The organism is Zhouia amylolytica (assembly GCF_900116365.1).
Taxonomy (GTDB): Bacteria; Bacteroidota; Bacteroidia; order Flavobacteriales; family Flavobacteriaceae; genus Zhouia; species Zhouia amylolytica.
Genome location: NZ_FPAG01000002.1, coordinates 351049 through 376636, shown reverse-complemented (window position 1 = coordinate 376636; position 25588 = coordinate 351049). Strand labels below are relative to the sequence as shown.

General features: G+C 38.5%; 24 protein-coding genes. 6 read left to right on the top strand and 18 right to left on the bottom strand.

All coding sequences use genetic code 11. The features are described 5' to 3' along the window. Nucleotides 1-25 precede the first annotated feature (25 nt). From BM361_RS04245 to BM361_RS04210, 8 genes are all read right to left on the bottom strand, one after another. Nucleotides 26-988, bottom strand: coding sequence for a patatin-like phospholipase family protein (locus tag BM361_RS04245; RefSeq protein WP_074977154.1), 963 nt, complete (start codon nucleotides 986-988; stop codon nucleotides 26-28). 135 nt (nucleotides 989-1123) lie between these two features. Next, nucleotides 1124-2383, bottom strand: coding sequence for a sensor histidine kinase (locus BM361_RS04240; RefSeq protein WP_074977152.1), 1260 nt, complete (start codon nucleotides 2381-2383; stop codon nucleotides 1124-1126). Then, on the bottom strand, nucleotides 2373-3740 hold the full coding sequence (locus BM361_RS04235; protein WP_074977150.1) for a sigma-54-dependent transcriptional regulator: 1368 nt from the start codon (nucleotides 3738-3740) through the stop codon (nucleotides 2373-2375). The genes BM361_RS04240 and BM361_RS04235 overlap by 11 nt, the downstream gene beginning before the upstream one ends. Beyond that, nucleotides 3730-4905, bottom strand: a complete 1176-nt coding sequence (locus BM361_RS04230) for an ABC transporter permease (RefSeq protein WP_038264346.1) — start codon at nucleotides 4903-4905, stop codon at nucleotides 3730-3732. The genes BM361_RS04235 and BM361_RS04230 overlap by 11 nt, the downstream gene beginning before the upstream one ends. Then, nucleotides 4902-6242 carry an ABC transporter permease gene (locus tag BM361_RS04225; RefSeq protein ID WP_074977148.1) on the bottom strand — a complete coding sequence of 447 codons (1341 nt, stop codon included), beginning with the start codon at nucleotides 6240-6242 and terminating at the stop codon, nucleotides 4902-4904. Before BM361_RS04225 ends, BM361_RS04230 begins: the two co-directional genes overlap by 4 nt. Before the next feature lie 11 nt (nucleotides 6243-6253). Continuing rightward, entirely contained in the window at nucleotides 6254-6919 is a 666-nt protein-coding gene (locus tag BM361_RS04220; protein ID WP_074977146.1) for an ABC transporter ATP-binding protein, read from the bottom strand. Continuing rightward, entirely contained in the window at nucleotides 6916-8364 is a 1449-nt protein-coding gene (locus BM361_RS04215; RefSeq protein WP_074977144.1) for a TolC family protein, read from the bottom strand. Before BM361_RS04215 ends, BM361_RS04220 begins: the two co-directional genes overlap by 4 nt. Further along, nucleotides 8361-9605 (bottom strand): efflux RND transporter periplasmic adaptor subunit, encoded by a 1245-nt coding sequence (locus tag BM361_RS04210; protein WP_074977142.1) that lies wholly within the window; start codon nucleotides 9603-9605, stop codon nucleotides 8361-8363. The genes BM361_RS04215 and BM361_RS04210 overlap by 4 nt, the downstream gene beginning before the upstream one ends. 420 nt (nucleotides 9606-10025) lie before the next feature. On the opposite strand from BM361_RS04210, the gene BM361_RS04200 reads away from it, so the two are divergent. Both BM361_RS04200 and BM361_RS04195 read left to right on the top strand, forming a co-directional pair. Continuing rightward, the gene (locus BM361_RS04200; RefSeq protein WP_083425849.1) at nucleotides 10026-11693 is read left to right on the top strand and encodes a discoidin domain-containing protein; all 1668 of its coding nucleotides are present in this window, start codon (nucleotides 10026-10028) and stop codon (nucleotides 11691-11693) included. 231 nt (nucleotides 11694-11924) lie between these two features. After that, complete coding sequence (locus tag BM361_RS04195) at nucleotides 11925-12812, top strand: dienelactone hydrolase family protein (RefSeq protein WP_074977136.1); 888 nt, start codon at nucleotides 11925-11927, stop codon at nucleotides 12810-12812. A 28-nt stretch (nucleotides 12813-12840) separates the two neighbouring features. On the opposite strand, the gene BM361_RS04190 is transcribed toward BM361_RS04195, so the two are convergent. Next, a complete protein-coding gene (locus BM361_RS04190) occupies nucleotides 12841-13419 on the bottom strand; it encodes a hypothetical protein (protein ID WP_139226603.1) in 579 nt (192 codons plus the stop codon). After that, nucleotides 13361-13573: a hypothetical protein gene (locus tag BM361_RS04185; RefSeq protein ID WP_074977134.1), complete on the bottom strand. Its 213-nt coding sequence runs from the start codon at nucleotides 13571-13573 to the stop codon at nucleotides 13361-13363. Before BM361_RS04185 ends, BM361_RS04190 begins: the two co-directional genes overlap by 59 nt. Before the next feature lie 529 nt (nucleotides 13574-14102). Here BM361_RS04185 and BM361_RS04180 point away from each other — a divergent pair. Beyond that, the gene (locus tag BM361_RS04180; protein WP_074977132.1) at nucleotides 14103-14729 is read left to right on the top strand and encodes a hypothetical protein; all 627 of its coding nucleotides are present in this window, start codon (nucleotides 14103-14105) and stop codon (nucleotides 14727-14729) included. Nucleotides 14730-14791: 62 nt separating this feature from the next. Here BM361_RS04180 and BM361_RS04175 read toward each other — a convergent pair whose 3' ends face one another. The 6 genes from BM361_RS04175 to BM361_RS04150 all read right to left on the bottom strand — a co-directional run bounded on the left by BM361_RS04175 (nucleotide 14792) and on the right by BM361_RS04150 (nucleotide 19763). Continuing rightward, entirely contained in the window at nucleotides 14792-15712 is a 921-nt protein-coding gene (locus tag BM361_RS04175) for a YeiH family protein (protein WP_074977131.1), read from the bottom strand. 73 nt (nucleotides 15713-15785) lie between these two features. Further along, nucleotides 15786-16670 (bottom strand): LysR family transcriptional regulator, encoded by an 885-nt coding sequence (locus BM361_RS04170; protein ID WP_074977129.1) that lies wholly within the window; start codon nucleotides 16668-16670, stop codon nucleotides 15786-15788. Nucleotides 16671-16828: 158 nt separating this feature from the next. Continuing rightward, a complete protein-coding gene (locus BM361_RS04165) occupies nucleotides 16829-17878 on the bottom strand; it encodes a tetratricopeptide repeat protein (protein WP_175496545.1) in 1050 nt (349 codons plus the stop codon). 40 nt (nucleotides 17879-17918) lie between these two features. Next, a complete protein-coding gene (locus BM361_RS04160) occupies nucleotides 17919-18197 on the bottom strand; it encodes a helix-turn-helix domain-containing protein (protein WP_074977124.1) in 279 nt (92 codons plus the stop codon). 4 nt (nucleotides 18198-18201) lie between these two features. Next, nucleotides 18202-19026 (bottom strand): helix-turn-helix domain-containing protein, encoded by an 825-nt coding sequence (locus BM361_RS04155; protein ID WP_074977122.1) that lies wholly within the window; start codon nucleotides 19024-19026, stop codon nucleotides 18202-18204. A gap of 95 nt (nucleotides 19027-19121) precedes the next feature. After that, on the bottom strand, nucleotides 19122-19763 hold the full coding sequence (locus tag BM361_RS04150; RefSeq protein WP_074977120.1) for a hypothetical protein: 642 nt from the start codon (nucleotides 19761-19763) through the stop codon (nucleotides 19122-19124). 276 nt (nucleotides 19764-20039) lie between these two features. Here BM361_RS04150 and BM361_RS04145 point away from each other — a divergent pair, with 276 nt between their 5' ends. From BM361_RS04145 to BM361_RS04135, 3 genes are all read left to right on the top strand, one after another. Beyond that, nucleotides 20040-21725, top strand: a complete 1686-nt coding sequence (locus BM361_RS04145) for a helix-turn-helix domain-containing protein (RefSeq protein ID WP_139226602.1) — start codon at nucleotides 20040-20042, stop codon at nucleotides 21723-21725. A gap of 233 nt (nucleotides 21726-21958) precedes the next feature. Further along, a complete protein-coding gene (locus BM361_RS04140; RefSeq protein WP_038264409.1) occupies nucleotides 21959-22414 on the top strand; it encodes a MauE/DoxX family redox-associated membrane protein in 456 nt (151 codons plus the stop codon). Between the two features lie 65 nt (nucleotides 22415-22479). Beyond that, on the top strand, nucleotides 22480-22725 hold the full coding sequence (locus tag BM361_RS04135) for a DUF6520 family protein (RefSeq protein ID WP_074977118.1): 246 nt from the start codon (nucleotides 22480-22482) through the stop codon (nucleotides 22723-22725). A gap of 62 nt (nucleotides 22726-22787) precedes the next feature. Here BM361_RS04135 and BM361_RS04130 read toward each other — a convergent pair whose 3' ends face one another. Both BM361_RS04130 and BM361_RS04125 read right to left on the bottom strand, forming a co-directional pair. Continuing rightward, nucleotides 22788-24098, bottom strand: coding sequence for a TlpA family protein disulfide reductase (locus tag BM361_RS04130; protein WP_074977116.1), 1311 nt, complete (start codon nucleotides 24096-24098; stop codon nucleotides 22788-22790). Nucleotides 24099-24133: 35 nt separating this feature from the next. Next, on the bottom strand, nucleotides 24134-25579 hold the full coding sequence (locus BM361_RS04125; protein ID WP_083425847.1) for a RagB/SusD family nutrient uptake outer membrane protein: 1446 nt from the start codon (nucleotides 25577-25579) through the stop codon (nucleotides 24134-24136). Nucleotides 25580-25588: the final 9 nt, after the last annotated feature.

The following is a 25588-nucleotide window of genomic DNA, read 5'->3' as shown; positions in this document are numbered from 1 at the left end:
TTTAAACTCATATAATAATACAATTTTAAGCGAAAAGCGTTACATCATTCCAACTTTCATCTGTTACAATTTCCTTGGAGTTTTCATAAAGTGCTGCCAGGCGGCTTTTGTCTACATCATAGACTCCTTTCATGATGCGCGGTAAGTAAAAGGTTCCATGATCGAGGATTTCCTTTTCCTTAATAATTTGTGCTTCCTGAGCCTGATCATTCTTAGATACTTCGGCATTGGTGATTGATACATAGCGCTCCAATATTTTAAGAAGATTGCGAGGAAGAAAATCGAATGGGCTTAAAATATCATACAAACTTTCCGGTCTGGAAAAGATGGTACAGGTTTCTGTGATATTGAAATTGGTAATCTTGCTGTTCAGGATCTTTGCACTCGGACTATGGTCTCTGACACCTCCGTCAAACAACAGCACCTTATCGTGGGCATTAGAAACTCCTTCGAAATCAGTTATTTTCGTATTGAATTTGACTCCGGGCGTAAATATTGGCAGGGATGCCGAAGCATTTACAAACTTCGGAAAGTCGTCGTAGCTCACCTCTTTAAGATTGATATAAAAACGTTTTCCCGTGTAAAAATCAACAGCTCCGACAATACAAATGGGTAGATTATCAGCTGTCTTATAATGTTCAAACTCTTCTCTTGAAACTATTTGTTTCAATAATCTTTCAAGGTTCTTTTGTTCTCCCAGATAAGGCTTACCTGCTATTATCTTTCCTATGGCATTGAATAGTCTTATTTTACCATTTTCCTTAACGGGCGGTACATTAAAAAATGTTTTCAGACTAAAATCAAGAACCATTTCTTTTATCAAATTTCGTTTCCCCAATGCCAATGGAAGTGATAGCACCGCTCCTGCCGAAATTCCACTTATAATATCAGGTTGATATCCCCTTTCAAAGATGATGGATTCGGCGACTCCAAAAAGGCCTCCAATTTTAGTACCTCCGCCAGATATACCCAGATGTTTCATTGCCATAGATTTAAAGTTAATACGTCCCTCTCCTTAAATAAAGTTACAAAATCTAAAAGCGTAAAAACAGGGGTTTTTCACCCAATTCAGGCGGTATTATTCCGGATTAACTTTAATTTTGGAGTCCTTGCAGGCAGTTGCCTAAAATTTAATTTGAAATCGGGTAGCTCCATTATCACTACTCAAACGGTATTGAAACCCGTGCTTTTCGAGGATATCTCGCACCATGGTTAGTCCGATTCCCTGTCCTTTAGGTTTGGTCGTAAAAAAGGGTGTAAAAAGTTCTTTTTGCAGTTCTTCAGGAATTCCAATTCCAAAATCTGTAACGATTAACTGATTTTTAGTTAGTTCGACTTTTACTTCCTTTTGGGCTGCATTTTCCGAGGCATCTATTGCATTGAGTAATACATTAATAAGCACTTGTTCCAAGAGGGTCGCATCGATATATTGATACACTTTAAGTCCTGGATTTATAAACCTCATCGAAACCCCTTTAGCTTCAGCTTTAGGCTTCATCAGGATCAATACCTCTTCAATCCAGGTCCCTAATTCTATTGGTTCTTTATGAGCTTCAGGAATACGAACCACCCTAGCAAAATTATTAATGAATTGATTCAGGGCTTTATTTCTTCGAACACTTATCTCTAAAAGGTTGGCCTCTTCGGTATCCAGATCATTCTTTAATTCCTCCAATATTGAGTTTACGGCTCCCACCGAATTCTTAACCTCATGGGCCATCATTCGTATCACCTTATCGTAGGCCTTTTTTTCGATAGCAAAGACTTCCTTACTCACTTCTTCGAGCATGATGATCTTTCTATGAAATCCTTTATGAACAAAGGTGTTTGCTATTACCCGGTAATAATTGTTCTGATATCTTTTTATCGGAAATGTTGTAGTGGCTTCCGTGCTATTTACAAAAGGTAATACTTTCGATATTGGAGCTCCTATATCGGTTTTCTCAAGATTAAAAAATTTAGATGCTGCAGGATTGTATTCGGCAATCTGATCGTCGTAATCTAAAATAAGGACCCCAATCGGGAGGCTCTCCAGTAATTGCGAGAGAAAGAAATGTTGTTCTTTTTGAAACCGTCGCTCATTCCTGATGTTTTCAATGAGTGAATTATAAACTTTAATCATCTCATCCACTTCTTTCATTCCTGTTTCACTGATCTTAACTGTAAAATCCTGATCTTTTATGGTATCGATCCCCAGATTAATCTGTTCGATAGGCAAGAACAATGACTTGAAAAGGTAAAATGATAAAACGATGAGCACGAACACCATGATTTCGGCTATCATTAGGTACAACAATCGATCGTGAAAGGTATATATCACCAGGGCGGTGAACATAGAGAACACTACCCCATGATATAAGCGGTATCGCCATTTAAGCGTCATAATTTATATTGTATTTTTCGATTCGGCGATATAGGGCGCTACGGGTTATTCCGAGGGACCGTGCGGCATCGGTAATATTTCCGGCATAAAACTCTAAAGCATTTGCTATTAGTGTCTTCTCCATTTCATCGAGGGTAAGTTCGCCCACCTTTGGGAATTTATTACTTCCCCCAGGTTTTGCTTCTAAATGAGGTTTAAAATCTTTGATACCCAAACTATTCTTTGAAGTTAATAACACCGTCCGTTCGATACAGTTCTTAAGCTGACGAATATTACCCGGGTATGCCTGCTTTTCTAACCATTCCAGCGCATGAGACTCTACTTTCACCTTTTTATTCTGAGTTGCATTGAACTGTTGAATAAAATGATTTACCAAAAGCGGAATGTCTTCACGACGTTCTGATAAGGCAGGGAGATGTATATGCAACAGGTTGATTCGATAGAACAAGTCTTCTCTAAAAGTTTCGCGTACCACCATATCTGAAAGATCTTTATGCGTGGCGGAGATGATGCGAACATCTGTTTTGATCGGTTTCGAACCTCCCAGGGGTTCAAAGGTTTTTTCCTGAAGAACCCTTAAAAGCTTTACTTGTGAGGCCAGGGCTAAATCTCCGATCTCATCGAGAAACAGGGTTCCCTTCTCAGCCAATTTAAAACGTCCTTCCCGATCAGAAACAGCCGAAGTAAAGGCCCCCTTTTTATGACCGAAGAGTTCGCTTTCAAAAAGAGAATCAGGAATGGCTCCCAGGTTGACTGAGACAAAAGCCTGATCTTGTCGTTTGCTAAGGTCATGGATGGCTTTAGCCACCAATTCTTTTCCGGTACCACTCTCTCCTGAAATTAAAACGGTAGCATCGGTGGGTGCAGCTTTAACGATCCATTCTTTAATTGCCTTAATGGTTTCAGAAGTTCCAATAATAGCATCCAGGCTAGAATGTGACGTTGGTGGATCTTCATTTTTACCTCTTAGCTGTAATTGTGTACGAATGGCAGCAATCAGGTTTTCATTATCCCAGGGTTTGGTTAAAAAGTCAGCAGCCCCCAGCTTCATTCCATCAATCGCTAACTGCATGCTGCCCCAGGCGGTAAATAAAATGACCGGCACCTCCTTCGTATAACTTTTAATTTCTTTTAATATCCCCAGGCCTTCCTTTCCATCGGTTCCCACTCTAAAGTTCAGATCCAGCAAAATCAGATCGGCAGGGTTATTTTTCAGAAAAGCCACTGCATTAAGAGGGTTGGTAAGTGTTTGCACCTCCCAACCCTGTTTGATAAACAAATATCGGAGTGATTGACAAACGGTTTCGTCGTCGTCAAGCACGAGTATTTTATATGGGTGTTTTGTATTACTCTTCATGTAAAGCTACCGCTGGCATAAGTTTAGAAGCTCTTTGGCTTGGTATAATACTACAAATTAACACCAAAATAAGAATTAAAAGCAAGCTCAAAGCAATAGATGTTATAAAAGTACTGTAATCGGTGATCAGGTTTCCAAATTCAAATATCTGGACAGCAGGAATCAAGGCTACGAAAAAAGCTAATATCATAAGTAATATTACCTCTCCGACTACCTGAAAACGAATATTTCTCGTGGTGGCTCCCAGTACTTTTCTCAATCCGATCTCTGATTTTCTTTTATTGATAGCATATCGCAAAGTTCCGAATAACCCCATTGCTATATTAATGATCAAAAACAGACTCACGCTGAGCATTCCTATCAATGGCACCCAAAAACGGTTATTAAACGTCTGCTTTAGGTCGTCTAAGGTGGTTAGAGAAAAGTTCTCGTGTTTGAGTTCTTTTTTAAGGATTTCATGCATTTCCTTTTGCACGGTTGCGGGCGTACCCGGTTTCATATCTATGACCAAGGCCGCCGAATTGCCCCAGCTGTAATTCAGCGGGTAAAAGGTAAAAGGTTCACCTTCCAAAAAGATTCCATTATATTTGAATGCTTCGGTTACTCCAATTATTTCTGCATCTTCGCCATGTAGGGTAAGTACAAAACCCACCGGATCTTTTCCTTCCATAAAGGTATCCACAAATGCCTGGTTAACCACGATAGGCACTTTCTTTCTGATGTAATCTGCTTTGGTATAGAATCGTCCTGCCACCATATTCAAATTATAAGCATTAATTGCTTCTTCATCGACCTGGGTATAAGATGTTCTATACGAAAAGTTATCAGATTCATTATTGGTGTACCATTCTGCATTTCCGTAGGGATATACATAATTAGAGACACTTACGGTCTCCACTTCCGGAAGGGATTTTAATCCTAATTTCAGTTTATTGGTAAGGTTAAAGAAGCCCGCAGAGTCTTTCAATAGTTCTCTGTCAAATTGTATATTGGCAATATATTGGTTCTCGGAATCAAACCCCATCGGTTCATTCATGTATTTTACCTTATTCAAAGTATAGTGCAGTACAGCAATCAGAATAAAAAAGGTAAATACAAACTCCAGGAACAGAAGGGTGTGTCTTCTGCGACGTTTCCACAATAATTTTAAATAATGAACTATCATAATGAGGCAGTTTTTAAAGCGTTGGAAATAGCAATTCTAGAAATTCTGTAGGCAGGAATGATTCCTGACAGAAATGAAAAAACGATCATGATAACCAACCCGATAAAGGCAACCATCGGATTGATGGCCAAATGGGTTTCTCCCAGCCACTGGTTTGCGTTAAATAGTCCTAATAAGAGTTGACTAAGAATCAGTCCAATAAAACCTCCGATAAGGGTTAAGATCAGGTTCTCAAACAGGAACTGTACCAACACATCTTTTGTTTGTGCCCCAAAGGCTTTTCGAACTCCGATTTCGGCCGATCTTTCAAGGACCCGGGTGCTATTCAGGTTGATAAGGTTAATCAGGGGAATGAGCAAAAAGAGTCCGAGGCCCGTGAAAATATACCCTAAAAGTTTACTACCAAATCGTTGCGTTTGATTTCCTATAAAACCCCAGGCGTACATATCCTCCAGCGTTTTTTCATTAAAAATGAACTCGTCGAAATCATCGACTGGCTGAATGTTGTTTTCCACCTTATCGAGCTCCGCAGATATTTTATCGAAATCATTATGGTTATGAGCCATCAGGACCACATGACCGGATCCGAGGTGACCAAAGCTGTAGTTAAGGTCGTCGCTGTTGGTAAATGTAACCGGGAAAAACAAATCGACACTTACTGCTTCATTGGAGGACACGGATTTATCTACAATCCCCACTACCTTAAAAGTACCATTGGAACCCCAGGTAAATTCACTCCCCAGGTAAGAATCCTTATCTCCGAAATAAGCTTTAGCGGCCTCTTTTTTCATGACCACTTCTCTAACCCTATTTTCTACAGCCATTTCGGAAAAGGCCTTACCCTCGAGGAATTTAAAGTCAAAGATCTTCCAGAACTCCGCATCCACCAGATTAGCCTCTAATTCTAATTTGGCATTCGACGGATATACATTGATCGGTATTTTAGGAAAATATACTGACTTAAACCTGGGGGTCGTCATGGTTTTAAGTCTATCGTTAAACACGGAATAAGACAAGCCTGCATTCGATTCATTAACCACATTGGCCCTATTGATCTTGGTGGTGGTAATGGTATCTATTTTCAGGGTATCGTCTACCCAAATACTATCGTATTTTGTTTCTTTTTGTCGTTCGTACCCTTTGGCGGTCATACTCGGAATAAACATAAGTTTATCTGAGTTTGTCATGGGTTTATTGCTTCCTAATTCATTTTCCAGCACGGCCACCGCAAATATGAGTACCATAAGGGTAAAACTAATCCCAAAGAGGGTTACCCCGGTGTACAACACATTCTTCCGAAGGCTGTTTAGTGCTATTTTTAAATAGTTCTTTAACATCTCAGTAGTTTTTAGTTGACGATGTTTCCATCAAATAAACGTACAATACGATTGGTTCGCTGCGCAATGGCTTCATCGTGTGTAACCATTACGATGGTTACTTTTGAAGCGCTGTTGAGTTCCATTAACAGGTCCATTACCTGGGTTCCTAAAACACTATCAAGGTTTCCGGTAGGTTCATCCGCTAATAATACAGAAGGCTGACCAATAATCGCTCTGGCAATGGCCACTCTTTGTCGTTGTCCACCCGAGAGTTGATTTGGGTAATGATTCTTACGATGCAGCAGTCCGACCTTTTCCAAAGCCGCCTCAGCCATTTCTTTGCGTTTCTTAGCATTTACTTTTCTGTAAAGAAGCGGGAGTTCCACATTATCAATTACGGACAAATCCGAGATTAGGTGAAAGCTCTGAAAGATAAAACCGAGGTGTTGGTTTCTAAACTCGGCCAGTTTCTTTTCCGGTAGGGCTTCCAGTTGCATTTGATTGATGAATATCTGTCCGTCGGTTGGTTGATCGATCAAACCGATCATATTTAATAAGGTGGATTTCCCGCATCCTGAAGGGCCCATTATTGAAATGAATTCCCCTTCAGCTATATCTAAATTGATATTTTGCAGTGCTTGTGTTTCCAGTGTATCTGTGAAATACGATTTGTTAAGGTTTTCTATCTTTATCATTGGTATAAATAATTAGATGTTTCAAAATTGTATAACGTTAATTCTCTTATGGTGTAATAGAGGGTCCAATAGCTTTGCAAAAGGATAATATGATTGCGCCATGTGGTATCCCGTTCTGCAAAGGCCAGGGTTAGATCGGTTACGCTGATCCCGTTCAGGACATACCGTTGATTGGCTATTTCATAGCGCTTTTGTGCCAGATCTAAATTCTTCTGACTCCACTCCAGTTCCTCCTGGATCTCATTGAATTGAATGACCAACTGTCGTACTCTTTGCTTAAAACTTTGTTCTCTAAAGGTATTTTCGGCCTGGTTGAAGGCTAGCTGGGTTTTACGCTTTTCGATGGCGATACGGCGTTGCCCTCCGTCAAAAATAGGCACTTCCAGTCCTAATTGCACCAATACATCAGCTTTTGAGTTTTGATAAGCCGTACTTATATCCATTCCGGAACCTATTACCCCTACACTTCCGTAAAGTTGCATCTGGAGGCCACGAGTTTTTCTTTCTTGTTCCAAAACCATTTCCGCTTCCATAAGGGCCCGTTCATTTTCGAGTTGCTCCGGTCGGTTGTTCCATGCCAGAGTAACCGCTTTATCCGGATCGATAAAGAAATGGTTTACTTGTTGAGGAACCAGTACTTTGAATAAGTTATCCTGATCAGAAAACACATTCACTGCACGTCTGAGGGCGCTATCAGAACTTAATAACTGTCTTTTTGCACTGATCAACTGTTCCTCCGATTTATTCAATTGCAATTCCAACTGGTACAGATCTGCCTTCGAAAGCACTCCCAAACTATAGCGTTCTTTTGCGATGTTATAGATTTTCTCATTACTATCGCGATTGGTTTCTGCTATTTCGTGACTCACCTGGGCCAATAGTAAGTTAAAAAAACCGGAAACCACTTCGAGGGCTACCTTTTCCATGTTCACCTCTGAGTTTTTTAAGGCGATCTGATAATCGATCTGATTCAGTGATTTATCCCATTTAAACCTGTTAAAGGTATTGATTCCCTGTTGTATACCCACTCTAAAGGGCACACTATTGTAAAGTACCGCATCGGCCGTAAAGTTTTCATAGCGCTGCAGGTTTACCTCGGTAAACAGGCGGGTATTGGTGGGGCCTATTTGTTTAGACAGCTGCAATTGCAAATCGCTGTCATCCTGAGAGATTGGAAGGAAGCTAATACTTCCGTCCGGTTGTGTAACGGCTGAAGAACTTTTATAGAAATTAGGTAATTGTGCTTTCAGATTAAGTTGCGGTTTTAATGCAGCTTTAATCGCTTCATAATCCAACGCCGCTTCTCTAAGGGTAAGGACTGCCTCTTTCTGGCTCATCGCATTTCCCTGTGCCAGGCTGATAAGCTGTTCCAGGGTATAGTCGGATTGTTGTGCCAGTCCTATCCCGCAAATCAATAACATTATGCCTGTTAAAAGCTTCTTCATCGGATATTGACTTTAGATTTGTTCTTGTAATTTTCCATATCAGAAATAATTACCTGATCACCTTCTTCCAGTCCGCTTAAGATCTCTACTTTTCCATCGGCCTGTATGCCCAGTTCCACCTCTTTAGCTATTGCCTTATCATCATTTAACACAAAGACCTTTTGTGTTTTGGCACCTTTAAAAGCAGCTCCATCCGGCAAGAACAAGGTATTTTCCTTATTCCCGATTACCACAGAAACCGGAACAGAGAGGTTTGGTTTAAGCATATCCTGACTATTGGCTTCCAGTCGTACCTTAAAATTAACGGCATTATTTTCAACGGTTGGTGAAATTTGATCGATTTCTCCTTTAGCTACTTCACTGTTAACCGTAACCAGTACCGGTAATCCTATTTGCAATTGTTGCATATAGCGGTCAGAGATCCTGGCGGTTAAGATAAAGGAAGAAACGTTTGCTATTTTAGCCAAGGGTTCCCCTTCCTGCACTTGTACTCCGATGCGTTTTTCTACCCAGGTAAGCATTCCTGCCTGCTGGGCTTTTAAGGAAGCATCTTCGAGTTTCTTGCCGAGTTCTTCCAGCTTTTGACGCTGAATAGAAGACAAAATACTTTCGTTGGCCAACTCCTGTCCGAAGGATGCCTTTTTATATTCGTATTCACTCTGTAGCTTCTCTTTTTCTAAACGGGCAATCTCAAGGTTTTGTTTGCTTTCGTTTAAGGCCTCTTTGGTAGCACCTCCAATTTCATACAAGCGTTCCATACGATCTACTGCAGCTATGAAGTTCTTTACCTGTAATTCTTTAATTTCGTTTTCTAGTTTTATCTGGCGTAAATTCTTTTGAAGTTCGAGTCTTAATTTCTGTACGTTATTGTCTTTTAATTTTAATTCGTCTTCCAGGCGTTTATATTCCCTGGCCATAAACTCAGCATCGAGTTGAAGGATGGCTTGTCCGGAATCGATCACTGCCCCGGCTTCCCGGAACACACTTTTAATTTTTGCGGTTGCCGGACTTACCAGGACCACTTCACCAAAAGGTTCCACTATCCCTTCCGCAGAAAGTGTATTGGCAACGCTCCCTCTTTTTACTGTTTCTATAATTACTGCATCTCTTTCCAGAGAAGCTCTGAAAAATTGTGGCAACCCTATCAGCAGGAAAATAACCACGCCTCCAATTCCCATAGGAACCCTAAGTCGCTTTAACTTATTAGTACGTTGACTTTTCTTATCAATAATTTTATCCATGCCAGGGTATGTGCCAATTGTATACCAAAATCATAAATACTTTATAATCAGTTCTTTATGCTTGATAAAGAAATAAGAATGTGTTCGATTTCGAACACTTATGTTCGTTTTCGACAAGTAACGAACATTTCGCTATCATTCACATTTTTAACTTTTGGTCATGAAGGTTATGGGTACTGGTATGGCAGGATCAATCAATTCTTTGAAGACTTGAGGCCGCTTTGCTCATTAAATAAAAAATGTTGGAATTGAATTGTTCTGTTCTTCAAACCACAAGTTTACAGGGCTTAAAATCTCAAAAAACAAAAATGTCATGGGTATTCAACGACCAATTCCCCGTTTTTTTAGCCATAAATCACGCTCTTTATATCACTAAAAACCACACCAATAAAATTGATAAACTTTTAAACTTTATCTATTATGAAAACATTACTATCAACAATTACTTTTCGCCTGCCCCACCTGATAGGTGCGGTCATTTTGTTTACACTGTGTTACGCATGCAGTGAATATGACACTTCGGAAACGTTGACCTACGAGCATTTAAAAGGTACTGAGGATCCTGAACCGGATTATCGTTCGGATATGCCTTATAACCTTAACGTGGTCTATTTTTATCCTAAAGGCACCCAACCACATCCAAAGTATCAGAAGCGACTTTCGGGGGTATTAACATTTTGGCAGGAATACCTGGCGGACGAATTAGGGAGTTATGGCTATGAAAGAAGAAAGTTTGGATTACTCAGGGATGTTTACAATGACTCATTGGTGAAAATCATTCCTATTGAGGGGCAGTACGAAGACTACCGTAGTGGTTCACAAAATATAAAATACATTGCAGAAGAAGTAAACGCTTATTTTGCCGAGCATCCTGAAGAGAAAGCCGGACCTCATACGGCCATTTTCCAACGCGGTACCGGCAACGGATCAGGCTGTGATTTTAACCCGGATCCCAAGCTTTTTTTCACAGGTATAAACAACCTGGCCTATTTAATAGATTACGAGAAGTTAGACATGAAATACTTCAGAAACGGAACTACTGAAGGCGATTGTTTAAAAGTGGGGTCGAATATGCACGAATTATTACACTCTTTGAACGTACCCCACGACCGGGAGCGTTATAACGATCCTGATAATTTCAGGGAATGTATTATGAGTGGCGGTGGTGGCCGATTGTCGAGACAAGAATATGCGGGGAAAGTTCATATCACTAAGGCAGCTTGCGCTATCCTGGATAAGAACCAGATCTTTCAGACTACTGCCAGTCCGCACTATACCTCACCTGAATTTGGTTTGGACAATTTCGAATTCACTTCGGACGAGGAAAACATCTATATCAAGGCGCACCTGGTAGCTACCGGGGCCAAGCCGGCTCATTTGGCGGTTTATCACGATAAGTACCCTGCATGGGTGAATAACGATTACGATGCTATTAATTGGACCACCGCCTTCGATGAGAACGGTAATGCAGAATTAACGATGCCACTGGCCGGGTTTTACCCTGACATGCGTGAAGACTGGGCCTTTATCCGACTAAAACTTCGTATCGTCTTTGAGGACGGAACCCTGGAGAGTATCGATAATTTCGGGTATTTCATGCTTAATGGGAAGCCACTCCTGGATATGCATTTAAATGAAACCATCAATGAAATGGATAAATCGGACTGGCAGGTGACCTATATAAAATCGGAACAAGCCGGCAAAGGAAAAGAAAACCTAATCGATAACGATCGTAATACCTTCTGGCACAGCGAATGGTGGGGTGCTCCTCAGATCGGAAAAATTCCACAAGATTTTATCGTCGATATGGGAGCTGTTAAAACGGTAAACGGTTTCACATTCGTACAACGACAGCAAACCGACCCGAACAACAGTGGTCCGTTACAAGTACATATTAAAAATTACACCATCGAGATCAGTAACGACCAGACGAACTGGACGAAGATGGGTGATTATAGCTTGCAGCAAATACAGGAGCGACAGATCAGAACTTTTGCCGATCCGCTCAGTCTGCGCTATGTTAGAATAACTATGAACAGTACCTACAATAAAGATGTGTGTGCACTTGCGGAATTCGGTGCCTTTTGAAAAGCAGGTAGCACCTCATCTTTAGTTAGATAACAGCAACATTAACTTTCTTATTTTTAAGGTAAGATCAGTTGATTAATTTGGTTGATAACCTCGCTCATTCGGGCGGGGTTTCTTTTTTATTTACCCTTTCTCCCGCTATTTCCTTACCGATCGTATTAATTTTGGTTTATTTCCGTTTTACCGTTAACTTTAAGATTATTATTACCAACACTTTAGCAACCATCACTTATGAAAAAGATTGAAAAGAAAGACATCGACCAAAAGGTATTCGACTTATATGATGCCTATGCACACAATAAAATGGATCGTAAGGAATTCATTGAAAAGTTATCGCTATATGCTGTAGGTGGCCTTACCATTTCATCGTTATTGAGCTTTGTGCTCCCTAATTACGAAAATACCATACAGGTGGCGGCGGAAAGCCAGGAGCTTCATACGGAGACCATCGAATACGAGTCGCCTAAGGGCGGTGGTAAGATCAAGGCTCAATTATCGCGCCCCAAGGGTGCGACAGGGAAGTTACCGGGGATTGTGGTGGTACATGAAAACCGCGGATTAAATCCGCATATAGCGGATGTGGCTCGTCGTGGGGCACTGGCTGGATTTATCACCATTGCACCCGATGCGTTGTCACCTTTGGGCGGTTACCCGGGTAATGATGATGACGGAAGAGCTATGCAGCGCAAACGGGACCGGAATGAGATGCTGGAGGACTTTATCGCTGCGTTTGAGTATTTAAGGAATCATAAGGAATGTACAGGCCATGTGGGTGTTGTAGGATTCTGTTTTGGAGGATGGATCTCGAATATGATGGCTGTAAAGTTAAAAGACCTTAAAGCTGCTGTTCCTTTCTATGGAAGTCAGCCCCCACTGGAACTGGTTCCGGATATTAATGCCCCTCTATTATTACACTATGCTGAATTGGACGAACGTGTCAATGCCGGTTGGCCTGCTTATGAAAAAGCGTTGAACCAATACGATAAGGAATATATTGCTTATATCTATCAGAATACCAACCATGGATTTCATAACGACTCGACACCACGTTATGATGAAGCTGCTGCCAAATTAGCCTGGAGCCGAACCATTGAATTTTTTAAAGAGGAGTTAGCTTAGAACCACTTGATTCAAGATTTCAATAGAGTTATTTAGTCTGCTCATCGACATAATCTTTTATCGGCTTACTGACATTACGTTCATAAGCATCTTTGTCTTTGGCATGTTCCTTCCCTTCAAATTCAATAACGGTTGTAAGGTAGCGCACGACCAATTTTAAATGGTCGCTCGATGGTAAGAGGTTATGTAAGTTGATCATGAATAAACTACAAGCAATAGCGATCAGGATCATAAAACCGTAGTACATCAGCGGTGGATAATCTTGTACCGACGGAATAATGGCCCATGAAATAAAGTAGAAGCCAATAGACATTACGACAATGGATATTAATTGAAAGGTGGCTCTCAGCTCTTCGAGTTTATAGCTGATAAAATTGAGAATAAAGCCATAACAAACGGCCAGGACGGGAAAACCTATGGCAAATAAGAAGGACGACATTTCTTTAAATCCGAAAATGCCTGTTACTCCTGAGTTTATATAAAAGATATGTAAAAAGGGAGCAATAGCCCCTAAAAAGGCTATTGCTCCAATAAGAATAACATCTTTTTTAGCCTTGCTGCCTCCCTTTTTCTCCTGGAGGTACGACTTTGTCTTTATCGATTCCATAGACTTCTTGTTGCCTCCCTTTTTCTCCTGGAGGTACGACCTTGTCTTTGTCAATTCCATACAATTCTTGCGTTTCTTCATGCGATGTATCTGGGGTACATGCGTAGGTTAATACTCCTAAAACTGCTACTAACAATAATAATACTTTTTTCATTTGTAAATGATTTATAAGTTAATAATTAATTAAAAACCTAAAAATACATCAAAAATGAGCATCCCACCTCACCATTAAACGATTATATAAGTTGGTTATCAGTGTGTTATCATCAGTAAATACAGGTCATAATATCCTTTTAAAATGGCGTATTATGGTGTGTTACAGTCATAAAACAATGAAAATTGACAAGCATTTTGATTGATTTGCTGCAATTTTCATTGTTTGAAAATACTTATTTTTTTGGAAAACAACTTTAATTAAATCCGGGTATTTACTTACTTTATTCATCATTGTTCCATTTATTCGCAAGCAAAGAGGTATGGTTATAGGTATTTTTGGTTGCTCCGCCAAGCAGGAATCTCACTGAGAGCGGTTGAAAAGCAACACCTGTTTTCTATTTTATTCACTTCTTTCCCCACTCTTATGATCCTTTTAAATCCTCCGGATTTCTTGGATTAAAATTTAGGCAGGTTAAAAATTAATATTAGTTTTACCCACCAAAAACTAAACTAAATCAACCCAAACTATGAGAAAATCACTACTAATTTTTTGTTTGATCATATTCAGTCAATTCGGTATTTCGCAGGAATTTATATGGGATCAGGCAACTTACAAACCCGGTGTTTATAAAACATATGGCGAATTTATCACCAACGCTCCTACCCTGGAGCTCTCTCAATTTGATATCCAGGATAAAAAAGCTTCGCACGGACTTATGGGACTTGAAGGGCATCCGGTAAAACGTTTTAAGCTAAAGCGTAAGGAAGCAGAAAAGATCGGTGGTATCATCGGCTTCAGCGATGGAACACATGTCTATATCAATCCCGCTGCCATGAAAGAATTTGACTCTAAGACCAATTTCTATGAGGTTGAATTCTACGGTCAGTTCTGTTACCTGGAATTTCTTCAAAAATCTACCATTCGAAACGGTTCTCACACCAGTAGTTCTTATAATAAAACACATGGCTTCTTTAACCTGGCCAATGGTAAGTTCATGGAATTGAACAGATACACCATGCATGATTTATTGGAGGCTACTGATCCTGAGCTACTGGAGAAATTTGAAAAGGAAAAAGGGAAAAACAAAAAGGTTAAAGACTACTTTATCGAATTTGTAGAAAGAAGGGAAGCCCGGGAGAATTCGGAGAAGTAATATCCCGACAGGCTTTAATAGCTTATCCTGTTATGATACCATGCCAGGTGGTGGTCCGGGTACTATAAAATTATAAAGGCTAAAGAAAAGACCGAGATAAAGGTCCATAAAAACAGTGCGAGAACCAACGGTTTCGTACCTGCCTTCTTCAGATCTTTTAAAGAAATGGTACTCCCTACTACAAACAGGCTAAATACCAGTAATCTTTTTGAGACCAAAACGATGTTATGGGAAAGCTCTGCCGGGATGATATGGTAACTATTGGCTATGATGGCTCCTATAAACAGAAGTATAAAATATGGGAATTTAATCTTCTCCTTTTTGGTACGAAAATAAAACATGGAAAAGATCGCCATCGGAATTATCCACAGGGTTCTTGATAGTTTAACGGTGGTGGCAATTTTTAAGGCTTCATCTCCATAACTCATGGCAGCTCCTACTACAGAGCTGGTATCGTGGATGGCTATGGCACACCACATTCCGAATTGGTGTTGACTCAAATGAAACCAATGCCCTATTGAAGGAAAAATAAATAAGGCTAAGGCATTTAAAAAGAATACGACCCCCAGGGCCATACTAATGATCCTGGCTTCCGCCTTGATGACCGGGGCAATAGCTGCAATGGCACTACCTCCACAAATGGAGGTTCCCGAGGTAATTAAATGCCCCAGTTTAAAGTCGAGATTCAATAGGCGTGTCAGCAATAATCCCAGGCCAACGGTTAGCACAATAGATAACAGGGTAAGATGCAGTCCTTCCCCACTCACTTTGATTGTTTCTTTGATGAACATTCCAAAACCCAGGCCGATAACCGCTATTTTGAGAAGTACACTAACCAGAGTATGCGTATATTTTTTAAAAGGGTTTTCTAAAAAAACAGAAGATAAAAAACCTAGTACCAGGGCTACCCCACTATTGATAATACCGAAGAGGATCAATATTACCAGGGTTGTATAAACTAAAGGTGATAAAACTGCTTTCATGTTATTCATATATACCTGCAAAGGTATGGTCAAACAATAACATTTAAGCACAGTAATTAGCTATGTTGCATAACTAAAAGTTATAGTTGTTATGTATGAAATTTTCCAATGCATCCATAGTTCCTGACTGATAGCCTGTACGACAAACAAAATAGAACCATCGTTCGATCGCAATACCTTTAATGTCTATAACCTTGAGTTTATTATTTAGCAAGTCTTCTGTGACGGAATGTATCGATAGCAGGGCGTAGTCATTTGAATAATACAGGTAATTTTTGATGGCTTCGGTACTATTAAAACTCACCACCGTATGAAGTTGATCAACCTGATGGTCTCGTAAGGCACTTGCGATGATATCTTTAGTTCCGGAGCCGGATTCCCTGCCAACCATGTTGATTTCCTTTAAGGTTTCGATAGTGATGGTTCCGTTTTTAATGCTTCGATTAGCGGCATTGGTAACCAGTACAATTTCATCTTTGATCAGCTTCTTGAAATGTAGTTTCGGATTGGTATTTTTTCCTTCCGTAATACCATAATCCAGTTGTTGGTTTAGTATTAACTGTTCGATGTTCTCCGAATTATCGGAGGTTATTTTAAAGTTTGTCTGAGGAAATTGAGTTTTAAATTTAGCGATTACACCAGGTAAAATATAATTCCCCACGGTGGTGCTTACTCCCATTTGTATGCGTTCGGGAAATAATTCTTTTTTGGTTAAAAATTGTTCTTCAATTTTAGCATAGACATCCAGTATTTTATTCACATATACTAAAAACGCTTTGCCTTCGTCGGTAAGCTCAATAGCGTTCCTGTTTCTAACAAAGAAGGTGGTTTTATAGGTGTCTTCTAGGGTTCGAACCGCTTTGGAAATGGCGGGTTGTGAAATTGACAATTGCTCTGCCGCTTTGGTAAAGCTATTGTAATGCGCTACTGTTTTAAAAATGTGTAATTTATTTTTCATTTGTATGTCGTAGGATCCAAAAAGACAAGCTAGTGATGCAGTGGCTTTTTGGGAAGCATGGTAAAATTACAAAATCAAAACCTGAAGACTGTAACGGTCTGCTAGTCTTTTATTCTCAAAGAAAAGATTTGATACCATGATTCGCACTCATGATTCGATTAGAGTGTAAAGTTATCCGGGTCGAGTTTGTGGGCTCTGTTCTTGTCTTCCAGAGCCGCCGCGATATTTCCAAGCTTCATATGTACTTCGCTTCTGTAATGGTAGGCTGCCGCTTCCTCATCCTCCATTTCAATAAATTTATCAAAATCTGAAAGGGCGTCTTTATAATTCTTTTTAATTAAATGAATAAAGCCTCTATAGTAGTATGCCTCCATACAATAAGGGTCTATATGTAAACAAGTATTCAAATCATTTAATGCCAGACTCGTCTCTTTACCAAGCAACATTAGTTTTGAACGTTTATAAAAAGCATCCGCATTTTGATTATTAATCAATATTGCCCTGTTGAAACATGCTAAGGCCTTTTCAGTCATAGTCAATTCCACGTAAACAGCTCCTTTATTTACATAAGCAATATCATTATTCGGATTTAACTCCAATAATTGATCGTATACATTTAATGCATCAGAGTGTTTCCCTATGGTTGCTAGTAAATTTGCAAGATTCAAAATAGCAATGGCATAACAAGGATTAATTTCAATAGCTTTTTTATAATGATTTATGGCTATAGTGAACTTATTAAGTTCTTCATAGACAATCCCTTTTAAATAATAGAATAATGGTTTTTCAGGGGATAACATCAATCCTTTATTCAGGTGATCAAACACTTTCTTATAATTATTATTGGCATACTCCCAAAAAGCCAGGTGTTTGTATACTTTGGGATAGTTCGGGTTAATATCAACGCAATGCTGAAGATGAAGTTTAGCCAAATCGTATTTATTTTTTTCTGTGAATATAAATCCCATTAAACTATAGGCCTTATAATACTTCGGATCAATATTAATACAGGTATTAAGATCTTTTAAGGCGCTCCTGTACCACCACAGTTTGCTATAACATTTAGCCCTGTGGTAATAAAGACTTGCATGACTTGGATTACTTGCTATTAATAAGGTATAGACTTGAGCAGCTTTTCTGAAGTTTTTTATTTTATAATATTGCTTAGCTCTGTTTTTGTATGATTTTACACGAAACTCAGTTTGCATGTTGAATAGTTTTAAATTATTATAAATTAAGATTGTCATTCTATGCTTCTTCAAAGGATATATTTACTCCTAAAAGTTGGGCAATCGCTTTTCTATCATGGAAATATATGCCTCCAATTTTAGTGGATGGCAGGGTCCCGTTGGCTCTCATTTTACATAAAGTACTATGACTTATTCCGAGTAATTTCCGTACTTCTGCCGATTTAATCCAATTCGTGGTGGAAGTATGCAAGGCTTCCTTAACAAGCATTTTAACTTCATTAATTAATTCATCTTTAAATCCTTCAAGGTCTTCTGCGGTAAGTAAAATTTGGGTCATAGTTTTAATATTTGGTTTTACTGGTAAGTTTCTGGAGCTTTTTTCTATATGATGTAGGTGTTAGATTGGTTTTAGATTTAAAAAAAATATTAAAGCAGCTTGGATTCCTAAAGCCCAATTTCTCTGAAATCTCAATAATAGATAAAGAGCCGGATAATGCAATTTCCGCTTTTTGTAACAGGACTTCACTTAAATAATATTTAGCAGTTTTACCACTTATTTTTTTAAGTTTTGAAGACAGGGTTTGTGGAGTAACACAAAGGCGATCTGCATAAAATTGCACCTGATGTTCGCTAGAAATGTGTTGATTCACTAATTTTAAAAAGTCAATGAAAATTTGGTGATCAACCAGTATATAATGCTCTGAAACAGGGAGAATCTTTTCTACCTCCATAAAAAAGATTACAAGGGCCAACTGTTTCAAATTCCTTTCTAAAGAATTAAATGTCTGTGAGTTTGATTTATACCATATATAACTCGTTAATATTTTTAATATGATATATGTTCTATTACTTAATCTTAAATTGAAGGACTTTTCTTTTTCAATCGAATAAAAATATAATTGAGCCAAGCCCGAAGCATTATACTTTCCGAGAACAGTTAAGTTAATTTGAATAAGCCAAGCCCTAAAATCGGTACCGACTATGTTTAAGGATACCGGAAGTTTAGTTCCGATTAGAAATAGCGCTTTTTGATGCAAATTAGATTTGACATACTCACCAGACACTTGTAGTATTCCATATTGAATAATGATCAGGTATAAATTGCTTGTTTGTAACCTTATATGCTCCGATCTATCTATGGATCTCATATTGTAATCAACATCCATAACTTAAATCATCATTAAATAAAAGCTTCTTTAATTTAATTAAAAGAGAGGTGCCCTGTGAATGACCCCTCCCTTTTCCGAGGTTTATTCGGGGATTATTTTAACTGTTGAATTAGTGTTTCTAAAGCTGCCTCCTCATTGCTTTCCAAGGAGCTATTAATCCAGGAGGCTATATGACCGACGGCTATATCCCAATCTTCATCTTCACGTTCTTCGTCATCGCCATAGGTTGTCAACATTGCCATATCTGAGGTGGTATTTAACACCTGTATATCATAGCTATTAAACTGGTTGTCTGTTAGTACATTGTATTGATATTGAATTAAATAATCATAAAGTTCAGGATCCGGTTGGTACTGGACCATCAATATGGTATTAGCAAAGTTTGACAAACTGTTTTTCGCGGCAGTACTTAAATCTGAATTCTCGATGAGTTGCTGAAGCTCCTGCCTGGTAATATCCTCATAACTAATTCTTAAAGAGGTACCTGTATTAGGATAGGTGTTTAATCCATATTTATCCGAGAGTTTGTGAATTAAGGCACTTCTTTGCGCAGTGCTTAACGGACGATCTGCTTGTTTTAAGTAATCGGCTTTAATTGATGTATAAAGCGATTTAGTTTCATTGGTTATTATAGATTTAGAGGCCTTATGTTCCGGATTATCAGTATAGTCTCCTTCATTATTGCTACAGGAAACAAAAAGAATGCATATAAAATATTTAAATAAATTTTTCATGATTTTGATTTAATGTTGTTTTAATCTGTGAATCAGTTCAGTATTCCGGAAAGGTTGAACCAAAGCCCTGTTTATGGGCCTATTTGGCTTTTGAATTCGAATCAAAGCTAGAAGAGAATCATACATCAATCAAATGAATACAAATGCATTTTCGTAAATTTAAATACGTATTTTCTGTAAATAATTAATCTTTTTACCGCTATTTTTAGCAATAATTCAATACATTTATAAAGATTACAGATATAAGTAAATACCCTGTATTCGATATCATTTATTTTGAAAATATCAGTTCAAATATTACTTTATATACTGTTGTGGCCTTTACACTTCGTAACCGCCAGTGCACAAACTCAGGGTCTAAACAACCTCGATAGTTTAGTGTCAATCGACTACGCTACCTTAGCTCATAAAATTAAACTTTCGTCCAAAGGCAGTATTTCACAGCAAGCGTATTTAAAGGCCTATTTAATGAAGGCAAGAGCAGAAAAAAACGATACTGAAGAATTTTATGCCTACAAATACTACCTCCATCGCACCGATCATGTTCAAAAAATCCGATTTTCAGATAGTATGCTCATGGTCGCCAAACGTATTCAAGACAGTAGTTTAATTGCGAGTAGTTACCTCACCCGAGGAATTGTTCATTATGGAGCGAAAGACCATACTGCAGCTCTTAATAACTACCTCAAAGCAACAGAGTATCTTACCCTGGATAAAACACCCTATTTATATTACAAGAACCAATACCTCATCGCACAGGTAAAGTACTATCTGGGCTATTATATGGAAGCATTGTCATTACTCAAAGAATGCCTTCCTTATTTTAAGCATCATAAAGAAAGAGCCTACCTGAACACCTTACACCAAATAAGTCTATGCCAGAATCGCATGGGAAATTACGGGGATTGTTCTGAGACTAACAAAGTAGGACTAGAAGCATCCAGGCGATTGGGTATGGCAACCATGGAAATCTATTTTAAGCTTTCGGAAGGGGTTAATCAATACTACAGAGACAATTACCACAATGCCCTTACCTTACTTAATGAAGTATTACCAGGTATTGCTAAAAGGGATGACTTCGCTAATAGTGCTATCGGGTATTTTTATCGTGGAAAAAGTTACTTGGCACTGGGTATAAAGGATAAGGCTATGGATGATTTCAAAACCGTTGATGAAAACTTTAATGCGCATCATTATATCCGGGCAGACCTAAGAGAAAGTTTTGAGATCCTGCTAAAGCAGGCTATTTCTTCTGATGATACCGAGCAACAACTTTATTATATTGATCAGTTGGAGCGCCTAGATAGTGTTCTTAACCAACATAACTACTACCTCTACAAAAAAATATTCAAAGAATATGATACCAAAGTACTGGAGCGTACGAAATCTAATTTGGAAATACAGCTCCGCAAGGAACACAAAAGAAGAGGATACCTCACTGCAGGGTTGGGGATCGTTTTTTCGCTATTAGGTTTGTTTGTGGTTAGGCATTTAAAAATCAGAAAACGCTATGAGGAGCAGTTTAAAAAACTGATGGATGAGGAACCGAAGGAATCTGTAGTATCTCCTGTTGCACCCCTTAGCTATTCGGATCTAAATATTAGTGAAGATGTTGTGAGTACAGTCATCAAGCAGCTAAAAACTTTTGAGGAGAAGCAGCAGTTCCTGGATGAAAATTTATCTGTAAGTAAATTAGCCGCTCAATTTGATGTAAACTCCAAGTACCTATCTAAAATTATAGCTCGTTTCCGAGGTAAAAGTTTTGCCAACTACATCAATGACCTCAAAATAGATTTTATCGTGGCGAGATTAAAAAAGGAACCCATTTTAAGAAAATACACCAATGCTGCCCTGGCCAAAGAAGCTTGTTTTAGCACTACACAACGGTTTACGAGAGCCTTTAAATCAAAAACGGGGATTAGCACCTCCTACTTTCTCGAAGAACTTAAACGGGGTCTTTAATGAATGACTGTCTGTTTGGAACCATTTAATGTTCAATAAATCAATTTTAGCACGTTCAAAACCTCCTCCGCTTGAATTTCAAAACATATAAAATCCAACTTTTATAGTATTCTTATCTATTTAAAGGTTTTTTAAAAGTGTCTATTCAATCCTTTGCAATACTTTAGCAATGGTTTCAAAAGCTACACTTACAAGGCATAATAATTAAAATATACACTACTAATGCCTGAAAAATGAAACTAAAAGCCACTATTATTGATATCATCTGCCTCTTCTACATCCTGTTGTTTGTATATGCTGCGGTAAGTAAGCTATTGGATTTTGAAACCTTCAGGGTGCAGTTGGGGCAGTCTCCCATGCTCACCAATTTTAAGGGGCTGGTGGCCTATGGTGTTCCTTCTATTGAACTTGCACTTGCGCTGCTACTCATAGTCAAAAAATTTCGCATCCCAGCTTTATATGCGAGTCTTGGTCTTATGATGGCTTTCAGTATGTACATCATTGCTATTTTAAACTTTAGTGACCATATCCCTTGTTCATGTGGCGGGGTGCTCGAACAACTGGGGTGGACGGAACACTTGGTATTTAATATAGTATTTATGTTTCTGGCAGTAATCGCAATAATCCTTGAATCAAATAATATCTCTACAATACATGAGAAAAATATCAAACAATACATAAAAACTTAATTGCGCAATTAAGGAAGGGGAAGCCGAAAACCTTAAAGAGTAGGTATTATTTAAAATTTATAAAAATGAAGACAAAAGTTTTTAAAACCGCCCTACCAGCCTTTGCTTTTTTAGTAGCAATAGGTATTGCATTTGCAGCAGATGCAAACAGTAGTAGTCAGATTGGTTATTACGACGATCCTTTTATTCCCGGAATTCAGCAAGTGCAAACTCAATGTTCGCCAATGGCAACGGGTGAATTATGTACTCATAATGGTTACCAATTGTACGACGAGCCATCACTGGAGAATCCTTTAAAAAGGGTTGAATAGTAGTTTATTTTAAATTAAAAGGCTGCCTTTTAATTTAAGGCAGCCTATTTATATTACGCTTACTAATCTAACTCTAAATATTTACGTATCAAAGGTTCCAACCTTTCTCCCCTGGCATTTCTATCTACTATTCTTCCTTCTTTATCCAATAACCAAACTGTCGGCAAACTATTGATGTTATATAGTGAATGATAACTAACCGACACATTTGAAGCTTTATCTAAACGCTGCGGCCAGGTAGCCCTGGTTTTTTCCATAATCTTCATTATCTGTTCTCGGGATTCTTCTCCATTGGCAATAATCCCGATTACTTCAAACCCATTGTCTTTATACTTGTCATAGAGTTCTTTCACATGGGGCATTTCTTTAATGCACGGAGGACAGTAAGTTGACCAAAAATCAATTAATACCACCTTGCCTCTCATATTCTTCAGGTTTACCTTCGTGCCATCCATAGCAGTAAAACTCATTTCTAAAGCCTTTGATTTGGCCTTATTATCGTTCATATCCTGGGTGTTTAGTGCCTTTAGATTATCAAGAGCCACTTTTTGTAAAGCACTTATACCTTTATGCTTCGCATGTTCTTTTTCATTGGTAAATTCATAAAAGCGTTGCCAATAATATTTCCTAAGAGAAGGAACCTTTGAGTGATCTGTTACATATTTCACAAACCGATTTGCATAGTGAGTCATGGATTCCAATTCGGAATATTTGTAAAATAATTGTTCTATGCGCTGATAAATACTTTCCCAATAGAATTGATAAAATTGTTCCCAAAAATCCTCTTCAAGTGATTCTCTCTCCAATCCAACAAACCACCTATTGGCTATAAAAACATCCCGATTAATCAGTGACTGTTCGATTTCAAACTTATCCTGTGGCGAGGCATTTGATGCTAAAAATTTTTCTACATACTTGTTTCCTTTCTCCAACCACAACTCCATTGCGCTTTTGTTAATGGGTAGGACCCTTCGAAAACGGTCAGCTCCTTTCCATTTATCAGGACCATAGAATGCATTAAGAATTTCAAGTCGCTCTTTTTCTATAGTTTCCGGGATAAATACCGGTAAAAAGAATGCGCTTAAATACCACTGCAGTACCTCTTTATAATACTTCGACTCCGGGTAATTATTCATAAATTTTTCAGCCATAACAGACCTTTTGCTATACACTTCATCTTCATATCTCTTATATACCAATAAACTTGGGCTTTTGGCTTTAGCTTCCTGCTCCGGGGTATTGTAATACAGGAGCTTTAGTTCATTAAATTCTTTCCAGTCCTTTTCCTCCTGGCTACTTTGCGATTGAGGGTATCCCCTGTTATTCGTCAGTATCAATGAAAGTATGATGAATAATATTGAATGTAATTTCATGGTCCTTTTTTATATTTATTTAATAAAATTGGTTTTTAGTAACCACTATTCTGTGGTTGTAGTTTCGGATTCATTTCCAATTCATTAATGGGAATTGGGAATAAAGTATCAGTACTTCTCCAATTAGGCTTCAGACTCTCAAGAACCTGATTGGCCTTCTTTAATCTTTTAAGATCGAACCAGCGGTGTCCGTGTTCTGTAAACAGTTCTACCCGCCGCTCCCTGGTAATAGCTTCTATGAGTCCAATTGAACTTCCAATATTCACTGGCGGTAAGCCTGCCCTTTCTCTAATCGTGTTCAAATCATTCTGTGCTCCCACTATATTATTTAAATGCGCCCTGGCCTCGGCGCGAATTAAGTGTTGTTCCGCCATTCGGAATACGATGGAGAATTCTAAAGATTCATTGGTAGTATTTATTGTTTGCTTGTATTTATATGGAAAATACAAGGTGATATCGCCTGCTGTACTTGAAATACTATTAACCCAATGAACTCTTCTTAAATCGCCTTGTTCGAAAGCAGCTAATAAATTGTTATGTAATGAATAGGATTGTCCCGGAATAAACTCTATAATTAACTGAGCTGCTTCATAGGTGTTTAACTGTATAATACCTTCAGGTTTAAACTGCCAGATGGTTTCCGGTGAATTCTTTAAAAATACTTTGTCGAGATCCTCCTGTAAATGATATCCTGTTGTATTAATTACTTCAGTGGCCATCGTTTGTGCCTGTTCCCAATTACCCCTATACAAATGCATTCTTGAAAGCAAGGCTTTTGCCACTATTTGATTGGGGATCACTCGCTCACCACTCTCATCTTCAACGGGTAATAATTCAGAGGCCTTTTTTAAATCTTCAATAATATGCTCGTACACCTCATTTTCATCATCCCTTGCCACCTTGTTATTCAAAAGGTAATCGGTAGAAGTTATATAGGGAACGTCTCCATACATGGTTACCAATAAACTGTGAAGGTAAGCGCGTACAAAATAGGCCTGCCCCATAAATCTTTCTTTATCGTTTGAACTGAGTTCTGTTGCATTATTGACCCCTTCTAGGATATTATTTGCCAGGTAAATTATTTGATAAGCGTTACGCCACCATTCATCTACCAGGCCGTTCGAGGCGTTTACATTATGCGTATACATGGCCAAATAATCATTACTAAAGCCATAGTAATCGAGTTCATCGGAATAAATCCCCATAACGATACTCAAACCGTTCAGTCCGGAAACCATTCCTTGCTCACGCATTTGATAATACATATTTGCAATAGTGGAGGCTACCGTGTTAGGATCTTGAAAAACTTCCTCTGCGATCAATACATTTTTAGGGGGATCCACTTCGACAAACTTCTCACATCCTATCATTATCAGTGCCAACAGGCTGATAATTCCTATTTTTAATGTACTGTTACGATCCGGCAGAAAAACGCTTAGTATCCTGCTCTTTTTATTTATATATCTATGCTTTTTCATCATTCGAAATAT

Coding starts and splice junctions, on each gene's coding strand:
- BM361_RS04245 (WP_074977154.1), bottom strand. CDS start 988: ATGGCAATGAAACATCTGGGTATATCTGGCGGAGGTACTAAAATTGGA.
- BM361_RS04240 (WP_074977152.1), bottom strand. CDS start 2,383: ATGACGCTTAAATGGCGATACCGCTTATATCATGGGGTAGTGTTCTCT.
- BM361_RS04235 (WP_074977150.1), bottom strand. CDS start 3,740: ATGAAGAGTAATACAAAACACCCATATAAAATACTCGTGCTTGACGAC.
- BM361_RS04230 (WP_038264346.1), bottom strand. CDS start 4,905: ATGATAGTTCATTATTTAAAATTATTGTGGAAACGTCGCAGAAGACAC.
- BM361_RS04225 (WP_074977148.1), bottom strand. CDS start 6,242: ATGTTAAAGAACTATTTAAAAATAGCACTAAACAGCCTTCGGAAGAAT.
- BM361_RS04220 (WP_074977146.1), bottom strand. CDS start 6,919: ATGATAAAGATAGAAAACCTTAACAAATCGTATTTCACAGATACACTG.
- BM361_RS04215 (WP_074977144.1), bottom strand. CDS start 8,364: ATGAAGAAGCTTTTAACAGGCATAATGTTATTGATTTGCGGGATAGGA.
- BM361_RS04210 (WP_074977142.1), bottom strand. CDS start 9,605: ATGGATAAAATTATTGATAAGAAAAGTCAACGTACTAATAAGTTAAAG.
- BM361_RS04200 (WP_083425849.1), top strand. CDS start 10,026: ATGAAAACATTACTATCAACAATTACTTTTCGCCTGCCCCACCTGATA.
- BM361_RS04195 (WP_074977136.1), top strand. CDS start 11,925: ATGAAAAAGATTGAAAAGAAAGACATCGACCAAAAGGTATTCGACTTA.
- BM361_RS04190 (WP_139226603.1), bottom strand. CDS start 13,419: ATGGAATCGATAAAGACAAAGTCGTACCTCCAGGAGAAAAAGGGAGGC.
- BM361_RS04185 (WP_074977134.1), bottom strand. CDS start 13,573: ATGAAAAAAGTATTATTATTGTTAGTAGCAGTTTTAGGAGTATTAACC.
- BM361_RS04180 (WP_074977132.1), top strand. CDS start 14,103: ATGAGAAAATCACTACTAATTTTTTGTTTGATCATATTCAGTCAATTC.
- BM361_RS04175 (WP_074977131.1), bottom strand. CDS start 15,712: ATGAAAGCAGTTTTATCACCTTTAGTTTATACAACCCTGGTAATATTG.
- BM361_RS04170 (WP_074977129.1), bottom strand. CDS start 16,670: ATGAAAAATAAATTACACATTTTTAAAACAGTAGCGCATTACAATAGC.
- BM361_RS04165 (WP_175496545.1), bottom strand. CDS start 17,878: ATGCAAACTGAGTTTCGTGTAAAATCATACAAAAACAGAGCTAAGCAA.
- BM361_RS04160 (WP_074977124.1), bottom strand. CDS start 18,197: ATGACCCAAATTTTACTTACCGCAGAAGACCTTGAAGGATTTAAAGAT.
- BM361_RS04155 (WP_074977122.1), bottom strand. CDS start 19,026: ATGGATGTTGATTACAATATGAGATCCATAGATAGATCGGAGCATATA.
- BM361_RS04150 (WP_074977120.1), bottom strand. CDS start 19,763: ATGAAAAATTTATTTAAATATTTTATATGCATTCTTTTTGTTTCCTGT.
- BM361_RS04140 (WP_038264409.1), top strand. CDS start 21,959: ATGAAACTAAAAGCCACTATTATTGATATCATCTGCCTCTTCTACATC.
- BM361_RS04135 (WP_074977118.1), top strand. CDS start 22,480: ATGAAGACAAAAGTTTTTAAAACCGCCCTACCAGCCTTTGCTTTTTTA.
- BM361_RS04130 (WP_074977116.1), bottom strand. CDS start 24,098: ATGAAATTACATTCAATATTATTCATCATACTTTCATTGATACTGACG.
- BM361_RS04125 (WP_083425847.1), bottom strand. CDS start 25,579: ATGATGAAAAAGCATAGATATATAAATAAAAAGAGCAGGATACTAAGC.